The following is a 16699-nucleotide window of genomic DNA, read 5'->3' as shown; positions in this document are numbered from 1 at the left end:
CTAAGGCGATCCTTCGATGGCGGTGATCGGGGGGCTCTCGCGCCATTGGTCGATCATCGGGCGCAGGGCGTCGACCAGCATCGGTAGCTCGGGCGCCATCGACAGAGCCGCGATCATCCCGAGCCGGGCCGCCGCCTCGGTGACCTGCAGGACGCCGGCGTGGACGGGCCGCAGCCCCAACGAGGCGGCGGCGGTGTCGTAGGCAGCCACACCCGCGGGACCCACCAACGCCAGATCGGACTCGACGGCGCCCCACGTGACCAGTTCGAAGTCAGACCACAACTCGCCGTGCGGGGTGTTGATCATGTTGGCGTAGGGGGCGTCGCCGTGGATGGGTTGCAGGTCGACGCCGGGGAAGGTCGACGCGAACTGCGCGTGGGAGGTCAGAACCGGGGCGATGACCTCCCACTCACGTTGCGCCCGTTGCAGATCGGCGGGAGCCAGCAGGTCGGGCAAATGCTGCAGCGCGGACAGACCCGCCGGGATGTACGTGCCGAACGGTGCCCAGAGACCGAGGTCGTCGCCGGGGTAGCTGCGCAGCGCGGCGTGCATCCGTGCGATCTGTGCGACGCGGGTCGGCAGGTCCGCCGGCTCGCCGCCCGGAACCTCCTCGACGAACTGCCAGAACGTCATCGAGAACCCATCGCGGGCAACGGGTTCGCGGGGTACCAGCGGACTCGGTGGCACCACGGGGTGCCCGTGGTCGGCGAGCCATCCCGTCACGGCCAGCTCGGAACGCTGTTGCGCGGTCTGGATTTCCGGCGCGCTCGCGTAGGAAGTCGGCAGCACGGTGGGAACGCGGACGACGACGGGGCTGGGCGACAGGTGAACGACGACCGAGAACACGTCGTGCAGCACCCGCGGATCTTTCACCTGGAGCCCGAGGTGTTGGCCCGCGGCGGTCGCCGCGGTCACCGCTCGTGCGGTGCGTGCGGAGATTTCGGTGGCTGTCAGCATCATGTGGGGTATCCGACGGATCGAGTACGCGTACCCACGGTAGCAATCCGGTTTGGCAGGTAGCGCCGGTGCAACCTCGCCATCTCGGCTAACCTCTCCCGGTCGAGGCTCGAATGGGAGAGGCACAAATGTCGCAGCATCTGAACGGCAAGGTCACCATCGTCACCGGCGCCGGTAGTGGTTTCGGAAGGCTGATCTCGGAGAAGTGCGCGGCCGGCGGCGCCCGGGTGGTGGGCGTGGACATCAACGCGGAAGGTCTGAACGAGGTCATCGAGGGCATCCGGGCCGCGGGTTTCGAAGCCACCGCTCAGACGGCCGACGTGACCGACATGGGGCAGGTCAAGGCCGCCGCTCAGCACGCGCTGGACACCTATGGCGCGATCGACGTGCTGGTGAACAACGCCGGGGTGATGCCGCTGGCGTTCTTCGCTGACCACGAGCGGGCCTGGGAGAAGTGGCACAAGGCGATCGACATCAACGTCAAGGGCGTGGTGAACGGCATCTCGGCGGTCTACGACCAGATGATGGCGCAGGGCCGTGGCCAGGTGGTCAACATCTCATCGATCTACGGCAACGGGGGCATCGAAGGCTCCGGGGTGTACAGCGCGACCAAGGCCGCGGTGACGGCGCTGTCGGATTCGCTGCGGGTCGAGGCGCAGGGCAAGATCAAGGTGACGACGGTGAAACCGACCGGTGTGTTGGGCACCAATCTGGCCAGCTGGATCGTCAACGAGACCGCGATCATGCGGCTTGCCGGTCAGCATGGCGCCGAGTTCGCCGAGAACGTCGGTAATTTCGTCAACGGGTCGCTGCGGCCGGGACAGACCGATGTCGACTCCGTCGACTACTGGTTGATCACCCCCGACGATCTGGCGAATGCTGTGGTGCATGTGATCGATCAGCCGTGGGGGATCAACCTCAGTGACGTCACGGTACGCGCGAGCGGCGAGAACTACATCTACTGAACCGGCTCTGATTGGCCGGCTACACCGAAAGCACAGTGCCAGTTTCGGATTCGGCGAACTCGACCACCTGTGCGGCGACCCGGTAGTCGCAGGCGAGAACCGATCGGCCGATCAGCACCGGCCCGCCACGCAGGCCCAGTCGACCGCTGACGCCGACGTAGCTGCCCGGCGGAATCGGCTCACTGATGCAGTACAGCGTCGGCGCTGCACCCGCGTCGATGTCATTGGCCACCCGGCTGGCGACCGCATGAACCGCTTTGTGCGCCAACGCCAACACCGGCTTGTCGGACACCTGCGACAGGTTCGACGCCACCCATCCCGGATGGGTCAGGTGGGTGACGATCGGCGAGTCGGCGGCCCGCAGTCGGCGGTCGAGTTCGAGGCCCCACAGCATCACGGTCAGCTTCGACTGGGCATAGGCGCCCATCGTGGTCCACTTGTGCCGACGCAGGTGCAGGTCGTCCAGATGCAGCTTCGCGCCGCGGTGCGCATCGGAGCCGACGTTGATGATCTGCGACCGGATCCGCGGCAACAGCAGGTTCGTGAGTGCGAATGGGCCGAGCAGGTTGGTGCCCAACGTCAGCTCGAACCCGTCGACGGTGTCCTTGCGTGAATCGAAGAGCGCACCGGCGTTGTTGATCAGGATGTCGACGTCGTCGTCGAGCAGATCCGGGAACGCGCGCACCGAGGACAAATCCGCGAGGTCGAGCTTGACCACCTCGGTGGAGCCGCCGATCTCGGCCGCGCGTTGCCGCCCCAGTTCGGTGTTGCGCACCGCGAGGATCACGTGCGCCCCGGCCTGGGCCAGCGCCCGTGCCGTACCCAGCCCGACGCCGTTGGTCGCTCCGGTCACGATGATGCGCTTGCCTGTCAACTGGCCGAGGCGGCTCGGCGACCACGGAATCGTCACGACGACCAGGATAGCCACGCAGGGGCAGCACCGATCGACTGCGCGAACCGGTCGGCGGTTACCGTGGCCGGTATTGGTTATGCCTTGACCTCACTGATCCCGCACCGCGTCACGCGAAAGGACCCTATGCGCACCCTCGGCAACTCCGGTATCGAAATCTCTGCGCTCTGCCTCGGTGCGAACACCTTCGGGTGGACGTCTGACGAGGCAGAATCCCGGCAGGTGCTCGACGCGTACACGGCGGCCGGCGGCAACTTCCTCGACACCGCCGACATGTACTCGTACTGGGTTCCGGGCCACAGCGGGGGCGAATCCGAAACGATCATCGGCAACTGGATGCGCGAACGCGGCAATCGGGATGCGATGGTGATCGCGACCAAGGTCGGGGGACACCCGGACTTCCAGGGGCTGGCGCCGGCGAACCTGGCCGCGGCAGCCGACGCGTCACTGCAGCGACTGCAGACCGATTACATCGACCTGTACTACGCGCACACCGACGACGACAGCGTTCCGCTGGCCGAGATCGCCGGGGGTTTCGACGCTTTGGTGCGAGCCGGCAAGGTTCGCCACATCGCCTTATCGAACGTGACGCCGGAGCGGACTCGGGAGTGGATCCGGATCGCGCAGGCCGAGGGGTTGGCGGTTCCGGTTGCGCTGCAGCCGCATTACAACCTGGTGCACCGCAAGGATTACGAGCAGAACTATGCGCCGGTGGCCGCCGAACACGGATTGGCGGTCTTCCCGTACGCGTCGTTGGCGTCGGGCTTCCTGTCCGGCAAGTACCGGTCAGTGCAGGACGCCGAGGGCGCGGCGCGCAGCCGAATGCTGGCGTCGTATCTGACGCTGGACGGGTTCGCCGTGCTCGACGTGCTGGACCAAGTGGCAGCGGGCCGGTCCATCTCGGTGACGACGACGGCGCTGGCGTGGTTGCTGACCCGGCCCGGGGTCACCGCGCTGCTGGCCAGCGCGCGGACCACCGAGCAGCTGCCGGATCTGTTGGCGGCCACCGAAGTAGAACTCGATGACGACGAACTCGACACCCTGGAGGCGGCATCCCGCGCCTTCGCGTGAAGCCGGGAGGTCAGAAACTCAAGTGCCGCAGAAGGTTTGATACGGGCCGAACGATTCCGGTGCCGGTTCGGCGTAACGTTCCAGACTTGGGCGTTCGACGTAGGGGTCGGTCACTGCGGCCAACAGCTGCTCGAACGGCGCGAGGTCGCCGTCAGTGGCGGCGGTCAGCGCCTGCTCCACCAGATGGTTACGCGGAATGTAGACCGGGTTGACCCGATCCATCAGGTCGGGATCGGGATGCAAAGCGCGCCAACGGTTCAACCAGTCGTCGAAGGCCGCGAGGTCGATGAACACACCGCGCGCGGGCTCCAGATCGCCGGCTGCCGCACGGCCGAGCTGGCGGAAGAACGAGGTGAAGTCCACGTGGCTTTGCATCAGTTGGGCCAGCAGTTCCTCGATCAACGGCGTGACCTGCTCGGCGTCGGCGTCGGCCGACAAACCGAGTTTGGCCAGCATCCCGGCGGTCCGCGCTGCCTCGTACTGGCCGCGGTACCCGTCGAGGGCCTGCGTCGCCACGCTGATGGCCTCGTCGGTGTCGTCGGCCAGCAACGGCAGCAATGCCTCGGCGAACCGGGCCAGGTTCCACAGCCCGATGCCGGGTTGGTTGCCGAACGCGTAACGGCCGCCGTGGTCGATCGAACTGAACACCGTCGCCGGGTCGTAGACGTCCATGAACGCGCACGGACCGTAGTCGATGGTTTCCCCGGAGATCGTCATGTTGTCGGTGTTCATCACGCCGTGGATGAAGCCGACCAGCATCCACTGCGCGATCAGTCGAGCCTGAACGGCGATCGTGGCCTCGAACAACGCCAGATAGGGGTTCGCTGCCTGCGCGGCGGGCGGGGCGTGCCGGGCGATGGCGTGGTCGGCGAGCCGGCGCAGCAGGGCTTCGTCGCCGGTCGCGGCCGCGAACTGGAAGCTACCCACCCGCAGGTGGCTGCTCGCGACGCGGGCCAGGACCGCGCCGGGCAGCACCGTCTCGCGGCGCACCGGTTGCCCGGTGGCGATCACGGCCAGCGACCGCGTGGTGGGCACCCCGAGTGCGTACATGGCCTCGCTGACCAGGTACTCACGCAGCATCGGGCCGACCGCGGCCAGGCCGTCGCCGCCGCGCGCGAACGGGGTCCGGCCCGAACCCTTCAAATGCAGGTCGCGCACCCTGCCCGCGGTGTCCTCCAGCTCACCGACCAGCAACGCCCGTCCGTCGCCGAGGCGGGGGACGAACCCGCCGAACTGGTGCCCGGCGTAGGCCTGCGCCACCGGGGTGGAAGGTTCGGGCACGTCGGCGCCGACCAGGAAGCCCAACCCGGCCGGGGTGCGTAACCAGTCGGTGTCCAGGTCCAGGTCGGCGGCCAGTTCCTCGTTGAGGATCAGCAGCTTCGGGGCGGCTGGGACAGCGCCCTGCGACGGGACTGCCATTTCCGGCAGGTCGCGCGCAAACCAGCTGCCCAGGGCGATGGGTTTGATCGGTGCGACGCTCATACCTCCACCCTACGGAGTTGGCTTTGCACGTCGATCGAGTTGTACACCAGGTAGGTGCGCACTCGCACTTCGTCTACCTGAGTTCTAGATGAATGCGCCGGGCCGGCTCAGGCCAGCGCCGCCAGCGCGACTTCCGGGTCGTACCCGCCGAACTGGTCGAGCTCGTCGTCGCGCAGCCGATTAACCCAGCCCGGGTCGGCGAGCAAGGCCCGGCCGAGCGCCACCAGGTCGAACTCGCCGGCGTCGAACTGTTCGACCAGCCGGTCGACCGGGGCCGGCGCAATCACCTGGCCGCGCTTCTCACTGCGGAACTGGGTCTCCAAACCCACTGAGCCGACGGTGATCACCGGCACACCGGTGACCTTCTTGGTCCACCCGGCCAGGCTCAACTCGGGGTGCTGATCCGGGAACGCCGGCAGGTAGTGGCGCCGGGTCGACGGATGGAACACGTCGACACCCGCGGCCGCCAGCGGAGCCAGGATTTCCTGTAGCTCGGCGGGGTCGTTGGCGATCGAGGCGGTGTAATCGCTGCCCTTCCACTGCGAGAACCGGAAGATGATCGGGTAGTCCGGTCCGACGGCGGCGCGGACGGCGGCCACCACCTCGGCCGGGAATCGGGTCCGTCCCTGCAGCGATCCGCCGTATTCGTCAGTCCGCAGATTGGTTCTGGCCCAGAGGAATTCATCGAGTAGATAACCGTGCGCGCCGTGCAGTTCGACGGCGTCGAAACCGAGGTCGCGGGCGGTGGCCGCGCTGCGCGCGTAGAGCTCAGCCAGTTGGGGCAACTCGTCGCGCTCGATTGCCCGCCCCTTGGCCCGGCCCAGCCCGTCGACACCGGACGGACTCACCACGACCACGCCGTCGTCGTCGCTGCGTTCGGCGCCCTGATGCCACAGCTGGGCGGCGATGGTCGCGCCTTCGTCGTGGACGGCTTGTGTCACGCGTCGCCAACCGGCGAGCACGTCGTCACCGACCAACGTCGGGATGCTGTCCGGATAGCCGGCGGCGGGATCCGGTAGTCGAATGCCTTCGGTGATGATCAGGCCCACCCCGCCTGCCGCGCGCCGGCGGTAGTACTCGGCGACGTCAGCACCGGGGACCCCGCCGGGGGAGGCTTGGCGCGTCATCGGCGCCATGGCGAACCGGTTCGGGACGGTCAGCGAGCCGACGGTGAACGGCTGAAACAAGTCTTGGAGCGGCACGATTGGATCCAACGTCGCGATCCCGCTCGAGATTCCCGCCCGGAACGGCCTCATCGCCGTCGTAGGGTGAGACATGCGCATATCCCGCTTTGTCGGAGTCGTCGCCAGTGCGGTCGGGTTGACCGCTGCCGTGATCGGTTGTTCCAGTACCGACTCCGGTACCCCGGTGGCAGACAGTGTCGAGAGTCCGGAGACCACAGCGACGACGACGTCGGCACCAGCCGCGGCGACCACCGAAGTGACCCCCACCGGCGATCCGGTCGGCACGGCGGTGATGGAGATCCGCGGCGGCGATGCGCCGGTCACCATCCGCTATCGGATCAACGGCGGGCCCGAGCAAACCGAGACCAACGTGAGCCTGCCGTGGGAGAAGGAATACCCGGTCTACGACAAGCTCGAGTCCGAAGTCACGGCTGATGGCGGGGGCGCCGAGTTGATCTGCACCATCACGATGGACGGCGACAAGTTGGTGTCCTTCGTGACCGAGGTCCAGCCCACTTGCAGCTTTGCGTATTGGGGTTAGTCCATCCGTCCCGCGTCGATAACCCGGATGACCGCGGTGCCGTCCTCGTCGGAGGCCGCCAGGTCCACTTCGACGTCGAACCCCCAATCACGGTCACCGGCCGGGTCATCGAGGATCTGCCGCACCCGCCACAGGTCGGGCCGGCGTTCGATGATCAGCAGCGCCGGACCCCGGGCGTCCGGGCCGGTGCCGACGTCGTCGTGCTCGTCGAAGTAATCCAGCCCGACGTCCTCCCAGCGTTCGGCGGTCCACCCGGAGCCGGCGTCGAGCTGCCCCAGGTCGTACCAGCGACGCCGGGCGAACAACTCCACCCGCCGGAACAGTGCATTGCGCACCATCGCGGTGAACGCCCGCTCGTTGCCGGTCAGCGGCCGCGGCCGGGCCGGCACAGCCACCGGCGCGGCCAGCGGCTGATCGGGGCTGGTGAGTTGCTCCCACTCGTCGAGCAGGCTCGAATCCACCTGGCGGACAAGCTCACCGAGCCACTCGACGATATCGGTGAGCTCTTCGGTGCGGGCCGCTGCCGGCACCGAGGACCGCAACGTCTTGAACGCGTCGGACAGGTAACGCAGCACCGCGCCCTCGGCGCGGGTCAGTCCGTACACGCTGACGTACTCGCGGAAGGTGAAGGCCCGCTCCCACATCTCCCGCACCACCGACTTCGGTGACAACCGGCCGTCGGCCGCCCACGGGTTGGTTTGCAGGTACACCCCGAAGGTGTGCTGCAGCAGTTCATCGAGGGGTTTCGGGTAGCTCACCTCGTCGAGTAGTTCGATGCGTTCGTCGTACTCGATGCCGTCGGCCTTCATCTGCGCCACCGCCTCGCCGCGCGCCTTGTTCAGCTGGGCGGCCAGGATCTGGCGCGGGTCCTCCAACGTCGCCTCGATCACCGAAACCACATCCAACGCATACGTTTCCGACGTTGGATCGAGCACATCGATCGCGGCCAGCGCGAAGGTCGACAGCGGCTGGTTGAGTGCAAACCCAGACGGGAGGTCGACGGTCAACTGATACCGGCGTCCGTCGGCGTCGGCTTTGCCGAGCCGCTCGATGACCCCGGCTTGCAGCAGCGACCGCGCGATGCCGACGGCCTCACGGATGTGCTGCAGCTGCCGCTTGCGGGGTTCGTGGTTGTCGGTGAGCAGCCGGCGCATCGCCTCGAACGGGTTGCCGGGACGGTCGACGACATCGAGGATCATCGACGTCGACACCCGCATATTGGACGTCAACGACTCCGGGTCGGCGTCGACCAGCCGGGTCATCGTCGCCTCACTCCACGGCACCATCCCCTCGGGAGCCTTGCGGCGCACCAACTTCCGCCGCTTCTTGGGGTCATCGGCAACCTTTGCGAACTGTTTGAGGTTCTCCACCTCATGGTCGGGCGCCTGCACCACGACGGTGCCTGCGGTGTCGTAGCCGGCCCGCCCGGCACGTCCGGCGATCTGATGGAACTCGCGGGCATTGAGCAGGCGGGTGCGCACGCCGTCGTACTTGGACAGTGCGGAGAACACCACGGTGCGGATCGGCACATTGATGCCGACCCCCAGGGTGTCGGTGCCGCAGATCACCTTGAGCAGACCGGCCTGGGCCAACTGTTCGACGAGTCGGCGGTACTTGGGCAGCATGCCGGCGTGGTGCACGCCGATGCCATGCCGCACCAGCCGCGACAACGTCGAACCGAACGCTGTGGAGAACCGGAAGTTGCCGATCTGCTCGGCGATCTGCTTCTTCTCGTCCTTGCTGCACACGTTGACGCTCATCAGCGCCTGGGCGCGCTCGAGTGCGGAGGCCTGGGTGAAATGCACGACGTAGATCGGGGCCTGCGAGGTGTCGAGCAGATCGCTGATCGTCTCGTGCATCGGCGTGGTGGCGTAGCTGTAGAACAGCGGGACCGGCCGTTGCGCACCGGCCACCAGCGCGGTGGGGCGCCCGGTCCGCCGGGTCAGGTCCTTGCGCAGGAACGTGACGTCGCCGAGCGTCGCCGACATCAGCAGGAACTGTGCGTCGGGCAGTTCCAGCAGCGGCACCTGCCAGGCCCAGCCGCGGTCCGGGTCGCCGTAGAAGTGGAACTCGTCCATCACCACCAGACCGATGTCTGCGTCGGCGCCTTCCCGCAGCGCGATGTTGGCCAGCACCTCGGCGGTGCACGCGATCACCGGAGCATCGGCGTTGACCGCGGCGTCCCCGGTGAGCATGCCGACGTTGGTGGCGCCGAACACGTCGCACAGGGCGAAGAACTTCTCGCTGACCAGCGCCTTGATCGGGGCGGTGTAGTAGCAGCGCTGCCCGGCGGCCAGTGCCGCGTAGATCGCGCCGGTGGCCACCAGCGACTTGCCCGAGCCGGTGGGCGTGGCCAGCACCACGTTGGCGCCGCTCACCAGCTCGATCAGCGCCTCCTCCTGCGCCGGGTACAGCGCGGTGCCCTGAGCCTCGGCCCACGCGGCGAAGGACGTGAAGACCTCGTCGGCGTCATCGCCCAGCGCACGCAGCGAAGACAGGTCGTCCGGATCGGCGAGCAGCGGCGGGGGACTCGCGGCCCCGGACTCGGAGGTGGCAGACATGTTGAGACCAGCGTGCCCGATGGCTCCGGACGGAGCGACGGCACCCGGCACCTTCAGGACAGCAGGGTCCGAGCCTCGCCGCGGCGCAGCTTGCCCGACGCGGTCTTCGGCAACGTTCCGGGCGGGAACAGCCGAACCTCCCGCGGTGCATACCCGACGTGGCCGTTCACCGTGGTGATGATGTCGCGAGTGATGCGCAGGCGGGCGTCTTGCTGCTCGGCACCGTGGACTTCGGCGAGCACCGCGAAGCCTTCCCGATCGACGTCGACGCGCAGTGCGATCACGCAACCCTTCCGCACACCGTCGACGGTCTCGGCGGCACGTTCGATGTCGTGCGGGTACAGATTCGTCCCGGCCACCACGATCAGATCCTTGGTGCGGCCGCACACGTAGAGCCGGCCCTGCTCGTCGAGGTAGCCCAGATCACCGGTATCGAACCAGCCGTTGGGCTGCGCGACCGGTAGCATGCCGTCCGAGGTCAGGTAGCTGCGGGAGACTGCCGGACCGCGAAGTTCGATGGCGCCGATCTCCCTGTGCCCCAGCACGGTTCGGTCCCGAACGATGCGCACGTCCATGCCGGTCACCGCGCAGCCGACGCACACCACATGCTGCACGTCCTCCGAGTCGCCCCGAACCGGCAGTGCGTGGTGGGTCTCGGTGACGGCGCGCCGGGACGCCGTGTCGACGATCGCCCGGTCCTGCGCTGCCGCCACCGACACCACCAGGGTTGCCTCGGCCAGCCCGTAGGCCGGGGTCGGGGCGCTGGGCCGCAATCCGAAGCGGGCGCCGGCCACCGCGAAGGCCTCCAGGTCGTGGTGATTGATGGGCTCGGATCCATTCACCGCGATCCGCAGTGACGAGAGGTCGATCTCGGCGGGATCGGCGTGCTGCAGCACCCGGGCCAGCACCGAGTACCCGAAGTTGGGGCTGGATGTGATGGTGGCGCGGTGCCGGCTGATCATCTGAGCCCAGCTCAGTGGCCGCCGCAGGAACTGGTCGGGGGAGATGACGACGGCTTCCAGCCCGACCTGCATGGGGAACTGCAAGAACGCGATCATTCCCATGTCGTGTGCCAGCGGCAGCCAACTGGCCATCACGTCGTGCGCGGTGTCGATCTGCAACGCGTGACGCAGTGCGATGCTGTTGGCCGCGAGGTTGGCGTGCGTGATCTCGACAGCCTTGGGGTTGCCCGTCGATCCAGATGTCAACTGGCGCAATGCAACATCGGCCTCATCGGGCTGATCCGGAGTTGTCACGACGGGCTCTGACGTCGCGTCGCGCAGCGCAGCGACCGTGCAGACGTCGCGCCCGTCTGCCGACAGTTGGTGCTGCGCCATCAAAAACGGCTCGCCGACGATCACCAGGTCGGCACCCACCGTGCGGATCGCCTGCAGGGTGTCGTGCAGCCAGATGGCGGGGTTGGTGCGCGGCGTGGGGTGCTGAAGCATCGTGAGCGCCGCGCCCCGCAGCCAGATTGCCTGCGCGAGCGGCGCGACGTCGGCCGCGTCGGTGGCCAGCACCGCAACCGAGCCGTGCCGGCCAACGTCTCTGGCCGCCAAGCCGGCGGCCATCCGGACCGCCTGGTCATGGACTTCGGCCCAGCTCAATCGGATGGGTTCAGCAACGGTGCCGGCGGTCAGCCCATGCCGCGACGACGCCGCAGCGGCGATCATCTCGCGGGTCACGACGCTCATCGGATCAGATCAGCGTTGTCGAACCACGCCGTCACGAAGTCGACGAGATCGCCGACGCTGCGAATCTTCGGCAGCACTTCGGCGACGGTGATCTGCCCGAGTTGCGGATACTCGGCCCGCAGCCGATCGACCAGACGAAGCTGCAGCAGCGAGTCGTAGCCCAGGTCTTCGGCGAGTCGGCTGGACCGACCGAGTTCGGCGACCGGATACCCACCGACTTCGGCGATCACCTCCAGGACGGTAGCCGCTCGCCCGGTCTGCGCCGGCTCCCGGAGATCGGGTTTGGCGACGGGCGCACCGTTGGAGGGCAGCAGCGTCGGCGGCGGTGCGGTGTGCTGCCCGTCGAACCAGAACCGGTTGGCCGTGTCGAACACGTACGGCGTGATCCGCTGCAGCGACCCGGCCGACGTGCCGTACAGCGGGGTCAGATCGGGTGAGAATCCGTCGCGCAACAGCGAACCCGCGACCGTCAACATCTCCATCCCGTCCGAACCCGGTCCGTCGCACAGCGGCAAGGTAGTGACATGTGACGGCAGACCGCACTGGGCCGCCAGGGCCAGCAGCATCGGCCGCGGGCCCGCCTCGACGAAGTAGTCGGTGCGGGTGGCGTGCGCGGCAGCCCGGATCGCGTCGAGGAAACGTACCGGCGCGCAGATCTGTTGCGCCCAGTAGTCGCAGTCCATTTCAGGGCCGGCGACTTCGCGCCCGAGCACCGTGGAGAACAGCCGAAATGTGGCGGGGCGCGGCCCAATCCCGGACAGCTCGCTGCCGAACTCGGCCACGATCGGTGCCATCAGCGGAGAATGAAATGCGTGGGACACTTTGAGGTGCAGGGCCTTCCCCCCGTTTTCGAGCACCGCGGCATGGACCCGCGCCACCGTGTCGGCCGCACCCGAGATGACCACCGAGTGGGCCGCGTTGACGGCCGCGACCGCGCAGTCGGGCTGCCCGGCTATGAGCGCCTCCGCGCGTTCGGCGTCGAGGTCGACGGCGATCATCGCGCCGCCGGCGGGCAGCGAGCCGATCAGTCGTGCTCGCACCCCGACCAACCGCGCTGCGTCTTCCAGGCTCAGCACCTCGGCCAGGCAGGCAACGGCGATCTCGCCGATGCTGTGACCGACACCGAAGACCGGCTGGATTCCGCTCTCCAACAGGGTCTTTCCCAGCGCATAGGAAACGGCGAACAACGCCGGCTGCGCCTGCCCGGTGTGTTCGAGGCTCGATTCGCCGCCGAACAGGGTGGAGCGGAGATCCGCGGGCAGGTGGGGGTCGAGCGCGGCGGCCACCGTATCGAGATGACGGCGGTAGGTGGGGTTGGCGTCGTAGAGCGGCCGCGTCATTCCCGGGTACTGGGTGCCCTGCCCTGAGCAGAGCAGCCCGACTGCGGCGGGGACCTTGCGGGTCGGTGCCGCCGACGCCAGCTCCGCGCGCCCCCCAGCAAGGAATTCCTGCACCCCTTCGCGCAGCCCGGCGCGGTCACCGGCCAGCGCAAAGCGATGTCGATGCGAGCGCTTCACCAGGTTGCTGGTGCGGCACCAGGCGGCCAACCGGTCCTCGTCGACGGTCTGCATGGCGGTGCCGGTCGCGGCGACATTGCGTTGCAGCGCGTGTTCGGTGGGCGCCGACACGGTCAGGACACCGGTCGCACCGGGTTCGGGCGGCGCCGCTGCCGGCGCCGACTCCAGCACCGCGTGCGCGTTGCTACCACCCAGGCCGAACGAGCTGACCGCCCCGAATGCCTGGCCGGCGGCCAGTTCCTGCGCGGTGTCGACCAGGTGCAGTCCGTGTTCTTCCAGCCGCAGCGTGGGATTGGCGCTGTTGCCGTACACCGTCGGCGGCAACACCCGGTGGTGCAGTGCCAGGCACGCCTTGACGAACGCCGCGATGCCTGCGCTGCCCTCGGTGTGGCCGATGTTCCCCTTGACCGAACCCAGCAGGCACGGTTCGCCGCGCCGCGTCTTGTGCAGGTCGCCCAGCGCATTGGCCTCGATCATGTCGCCCAGGATGGTGCCGGTGCCGTGCGCTTCCACGAACGCGAGCTGTTCGGCGTCCAGGGCTGCGAGATCGAGGGCCTGGCGCATCAGCCGCACCTGGGATTGCCGATTGGGCGCGGTGATCCCGTTGCTGCGGCCGTCGTGGTTGGCCACCGAGCTGCGCACCACGGCGTAGATCGGTTGGCCGTCGGCGAGCGCGTCGTCGAGTCTGCGCAGCACCACCGCGGCCACCCCGTCCCCGCGGCCGATGCCATCGGCGCTCTGCCCGAACGGTTTACACCGACCGTCCGGCGCCGACAACCCGGCCTGGGTGTAGAAGATCGACAGCGCCGGCGTCAGGAGCAGATTCGCCCCGGCCGCGATGACCGTGTCGGCTTCTCCGGACCGCAGCGCCGCACAGCCCTGATGCACGGCCAGCAGTGACGAAGAGCAGGCGGAATCGACGGCCATACTCGGTCCGGTGAGGTTCAGGTGGTAGGAGATCCGGTTGGCCGTCATGAAATAGCCGCTGCCGGTGCCGCGGAACGCCGTCATTCCGGCGAGGTCGTGCATCTGACGGCTGCCCCACTCGCTGGACATCATTCCGACGAAGACCCCGGTCGGTGTGCCGGACAGCGACCGCGGATCGATCCCGCCGTCTTCGAGGGCCCGCCATGCCGTCTGCAGCAACAGTCGCTGCTGCGGGTCGAGGGCCGCCGCCTCGACCGGAGCGATGCCGAAGAAGTCGCTGTCGAAAGCATCTGCGTCGTTGATGAAGTGGGCGCGTCGGGTGTTCATCGACCCGGCGACACCGTCCGGGTGATAAAAGGTGTCGACGTTCCAGCGTTGCGCCGGCACTTCGGTGTCGGTGACGACGCGATCGAGGAGCAGACGCCAGAACCCCGCCGGATCTGCCGCACCGGGGAAGCGGCAGTCCATGCCGACCACGGCGATCGGGATCATGGCGCAGCCCGCTCGGAGACCAGGTACGTCGCGATCGCCTCGATGGTCGCGTAGTCCCAGACGACCGTGGTTTCGACGTCGAATCCCTTCTCGTCCAGCAGATCCGCGCACAAACTCAGCCCGGAGGCGGAATCGACGCCACAGTCGGCCAGCGGGACGTCGGTGGCGATCAGCTCCGGAGCGAGGTTGACGTAGCCGGCCACTTTCCCGGTCAGCCAGTCGACCAGGTCCTGATACTGCGAGGCGTCAGCGTTCATGGGATACCGCACCAGGACCGCCAGGTGAGTCGGCAGGGTCGGCCGCAGCACCGAAAACCGGTGTGTTGGAGGTGATTCGGTGGTGCACGAAAGCCTGCACCGCGCGGCGGAACCGCGCACCGCCGATCACCGCTGCACACCCGATCAGCGGCAGGCCGGCCAGGATGCCGATCGCCAAACCGAGCACGAAGAGCAGCAAGCCCGCGGCATGTAGCAGCGCGCCGCGCCGCTGCGCCATGCGGACCGTCGCACCCCACCGCCGAAACAGCCTCCCGGCCAGCAGGTCTGCGGCCGCCAAGGTCGCAACGACGGGTGCTGCGTCCGGCGGGCAGCGCCCCGATTCGCCGATGCAGCGCCCCACCTCCCGGATCCGGTCCAGCTCGGCATCGCCGATCCCGGCCCGCCCGAAGAACCAGAAGGGTTCGCGACGACCGGTCAGCAGCCAGCGCAGCGTGGTCACGAAGGTCGTCGCCTGCGGCCGGGTATCGGTTGCGGCGATCACCCCGACGTGACGCGCACCCGCGGATTGCAACAGCGCGGAGACTTCGATCGCCGCCGAGTACCACATGTTGCGGCAGGCGACCAGCGACAGCACCGATCGACCACGGACCACCTGCGGGTGTGCCTTCAGCAGCGACCGGACCGGCAGCGAGGGCGCCAGGTACCACACCTGGTAGGCAAGGATCACCAATTCATCTGGGTCAGTACAGAACCCAGCTGCCGGCTGGTCGAGATCCACCATCGAATCCGGATCCACGGCGGCGGGAAACACCCCGAAGAATCGTCGGATCGGCCAGGGAAACGGAAACCCCACGCGCGGCTGCACCGGCACCCAGCGGATGTCCCAACCGCACGCGATCAGCGGAGCGGTCAACGCGTCGGCAACCTCGCGCAGCTGACCGGTCTGCGAGTACCAGTACACCACCGCGCGCGGGTGCGAGGTACCGCCAGGCACGACTTCGGTCGGCTGGGTCATGGTCCGGAGTCCGGGGCCGTGTCCGCCGTGACTGCGGTCAGGTGCATGTAGGAGACGACGAACCGGCCCGACTCGGGGACCATGCACAACAGGGTGTCGCCGTCGCGGACCAGACCTTCAGTGACCATCTCGTCGAGGATCACGAAAATCGCTGCACTGCCGATGTTTCCAACGCGAGTCAGGTTGCTGTACCAGGCCTCCGGGCCGCCGACGGCGACCTGTCGGCGGGCGAACTCACCCAGCATCATGGTCTTCATGCGTTCGCTCGAGTAGTGCGCCGGGTACCAGGTCAGGGTCTGTGGGTCGAACTTACCGAGGGCGAGCAGCCGCTCGTACTCATCGATGCCAACCCGAACCAGGTGCGGCAGCAGCGAAAGCTTCTGCCGCAGCGCGAATACCCCGTCGGCAGCCGCGGCCGTGACGTTCGGGTAGTCGGCCCAGGTCTTGTCGCAGGCGTTGTCGTTGCTGCCGAAGAACATGCAGGCCTGTTCGGTGTGGGCGAACGAGGTCAGCGAAATCCAGTCGATACGAAGACTGATCCCCGCTGCTGCAGGCTCGTCCTGCAGCACGACTGCGCCCGCGCCGTCGGAGAGCATGTACCGCAAGAACGCGGTCTCCATGGGCAGCGACCCGTCGTCCGCGACCGCTGCCATCTCCTGGTAGCGGGTGCTCTTGAAGCCCCGGGACGCGAACTCACTGGCCACGCAGACGGCGGTGCGCTTCTCGCCGACAGCGACCTGGAGATAGGCGTTCTTCAGGGCCATCATGCCGCTACTGCAGATACCGTGCGCGGTGGCGATCTCGAGCGGGCCGTAACCCAACTCGCCGTGCACCATGCTGGCGTGTCCGGGCGCCAGCACGTCCGGCATGGTGGTGGCCGCCGACAGCATTTCGACATCGTTGGGGCCCAGTCCGGCACGTTCGACGGCGGCGCGAACTGCCGCAGCCGCCATCGCGGCGTTCGACATCAGGGTGCGCTGGCTCTTGTCGATCGCGTAATGCCGCGTCTTGATTCCGCAATTTGCCAGGATGAGGTCCTTGAGATCGTCCGACGCCCGTCCGGCTTTCCCGATGTGGTCTTCGATTTCGTCGTTGGGCACCGGGTATCCGGGAAGGAATGCGCCGGTGGCCGTGATGTAGGTGCTCATGACGGTGTCCGTCCGCT

The 16699-nt window shown here is 67.9% G+C and carries 13 protein-coding genes; 3 read left to right on the top strand and 10 right to left on the bottom strand.

Annotation, left to right across the window (positions count from 1 at the left end; translation table 11 throughout):
• Window positions 1–960, bottom strand: coding sequence for an aminoglycoside phosphotransferase family protein (locus AC5Y3P_RS09275; RefSeq protein WP_500045614.1), 960 nt, complete (start codon window positions 958–960; stop codon window positions 1–3).
• Between the two features lie 125 nt (window positions 961–1085).
• Here AC5Y3P_RS09275 and AC5Y3P_RS09270 point away from each other — a divergent pair, with 125 nt between their 5' ends.
• A complete protein-coding gene (locus tag AC5Y3P_RS09270; protein WP_500045613.1) occupies window positions 1086–1922 on the top strand; it encodes an SDR family oxidoreductase in 837 nt (278 codons plus the stop codon).
• Between the two features lie 19 nt (window positions 1923–1941).
• Here AC5Y3P_RS09270 and AC5Y3P_RS09265 read toward each other — a convergent pair whose 3' ends face one another.
• The gene (locus AC5Y3P_RS09265; protein WP_500045612.1) at window positions 1942–2832 is read right to left on the bottom strand and encodes an SDR family NAD(P)-dependent oxidoreductase; all 891 of its coding nucleotides are present in this window, start codon (window positions 2830–2832) and stop codon (window positions 1942–1944) included.
• 126 nt (window positions 2833–2958) lie between these two features.
• Between AC5Y3P_RS09265 and AC5Y3P_RS09260 the strand changes: the two genes are divergently transcribed.
• A complete protein-coding gene (locus AC5Y3P_RS09260; protein ID WP_500045611.1) occupies window positions 2959–3903 on the top strand; it encodes an aldo/keto reductase in 945 nt (314 codons plus the stop codon).
• A gap of 18 nt (window positions 3904–3921) precedes the next feature.
• Here the strand turns inward: AC5Y3P_RS09260 and AC5Y3P_RS09255 are convergent, their stop codons facing one another.
• Window positions 3922–5385 carry a protein adenylyltransferase SelO gene (locus AC5Y3P_RS09255; protein ID WP_500045610.1) on the bottom strand — a complete coding sequence of 488 codons (1464 nt, stop codon included), beginning with the start codon at window positions 5383–5385 and terminating at the stop codon, window positions 3922–3924.
• Between the two features lie 107 nt (window positions 5386–5492).
• Window positions 5493–6587, bottom strand: coding sequence for an NADH:flavin oxidoreductase (locus AC5Y3P_RS09250; protein ID WP_500045609.1), 1095 nt, complete (start codon window positions 6585–6587; stop codon window positions 5493–5495).
• A gap of 73 nt (window positions 6588–6660) precedes the next feature.
• Here AC5Y3P_RS09250 and AC5Y3P_RS09245 point away from each other — a divergent pair, with 73 nt between their 5' ends.
• Window positions 6661–7110, top strand: coding sequence for a hypothetical protein (locus AC5Y3P_RS09245; RefSeq protein ID WP_500045608.1), 450 nt, complete (start codon window positions 6661–6663; stop codon window positions 7108–7110).
• Here the strand turns inward: AC5Y3P_RS09245 and AC5Y3P_RS09240 are convergent.
• The 6 genes from AC5Y3P_RS09240 to AC5Y3P_RS09215 are packed head-to-tail and all read right to left on the bottom strand — an operon-like array spanning window position 7107 to window position 16682.
• Entirely contained in the window at window positions 7107–9671 is a 2565-nt protein-coding gene (locus tag AC5Y3P_RS09240) for a DEAD/DEAH box helicase (protein WP_500045607.1), read from the bottom strand. The two genes, AC5Y3P_RS09245 and AC5Y3P_RS09240, sit on opposite strands and share 4 nt — an antisense overlap.
• A gap of 53 nt (window positions 9672–9724) precedes the next feature.
• Window positions 9725–11365 (bottom strand): long-chain-fatty-acid--CoA ligase, encoded by a 1641-nt coding sequence (locus tag AC5Y3P_RS09235; RefSeq protein ID WP_500045606.1) that lies wholly within the window; start codon window positions 11363–11365, stop codon window positions 9725–9727.
• Window positions 11362–14301 carry a type I polyketide synthase gene (locus AC5Y3P_RS09230; protein ID WP_500045605.1) on the bottom strand — a complete coding sequence of 980 codons (2940 nt, stop codon included), beginning with the start codon at window positions 14299–14301 and terminating at the stop codon, window positions 11362–11364. The genes AC5Y3P_RS09235 and AC5Y3P_RS09230 overlap by 4 nt, the downstream gene beginning before the upstream one ends.
• Window positions 14298–14558, bottom strand: a complete 261-nt coding sequence (locus tag AC5Y3P_RS09225) for an acyl carrier protein (protein WP_500045604.1) — start codon at window positions 14556–14558, stop codon at window positions 14298–14300. Before AC5Y3P_RS09225 ends, AC5Y3P_RS09230 begins: the two co-directional genes overlap by 4 nt.
• Window positions 14548–15534, bottom strand: coding sequence for a hypothetical protein (locus tag AC5Y3P_RS09220; protein ID WP_500045603.1), 987 nt, complete (start codon window positions 15532–15534; stop codon window positions 14548–14550). Before AC5Y3P_RS09220 ends, AC5Y3P_RS09225 begins: the two co-directional genes overlap by 11 nt.
• Window positions 15531–16682 (bottom strand): StlD/DarB family beta-ketosynthase, encoded by a 1152-nt coding sequence (locus AC5Y3P_RS09215; protein ID WP_500045602.1) that lies wholly within the window; start codon window positions 16680–16682, stop codon window positions 15531–15533. Before AC5Y3P_RS09215 ends, AC5Y3P_RS09220 begins: the two co-directional genes overlap by 4 nt.
• Window positions 16683–16699 lie beyond the last annotated feature (17 nt).

It is taken from the genome of Mycobacterium sp. NGS45 (assembly GCF_059812645.1).
The sequence above is the reverse complement of the archived record's forward strand: the minus strand, read 5'-3'. Positions and strand labels throughout refer to the sequence as shown.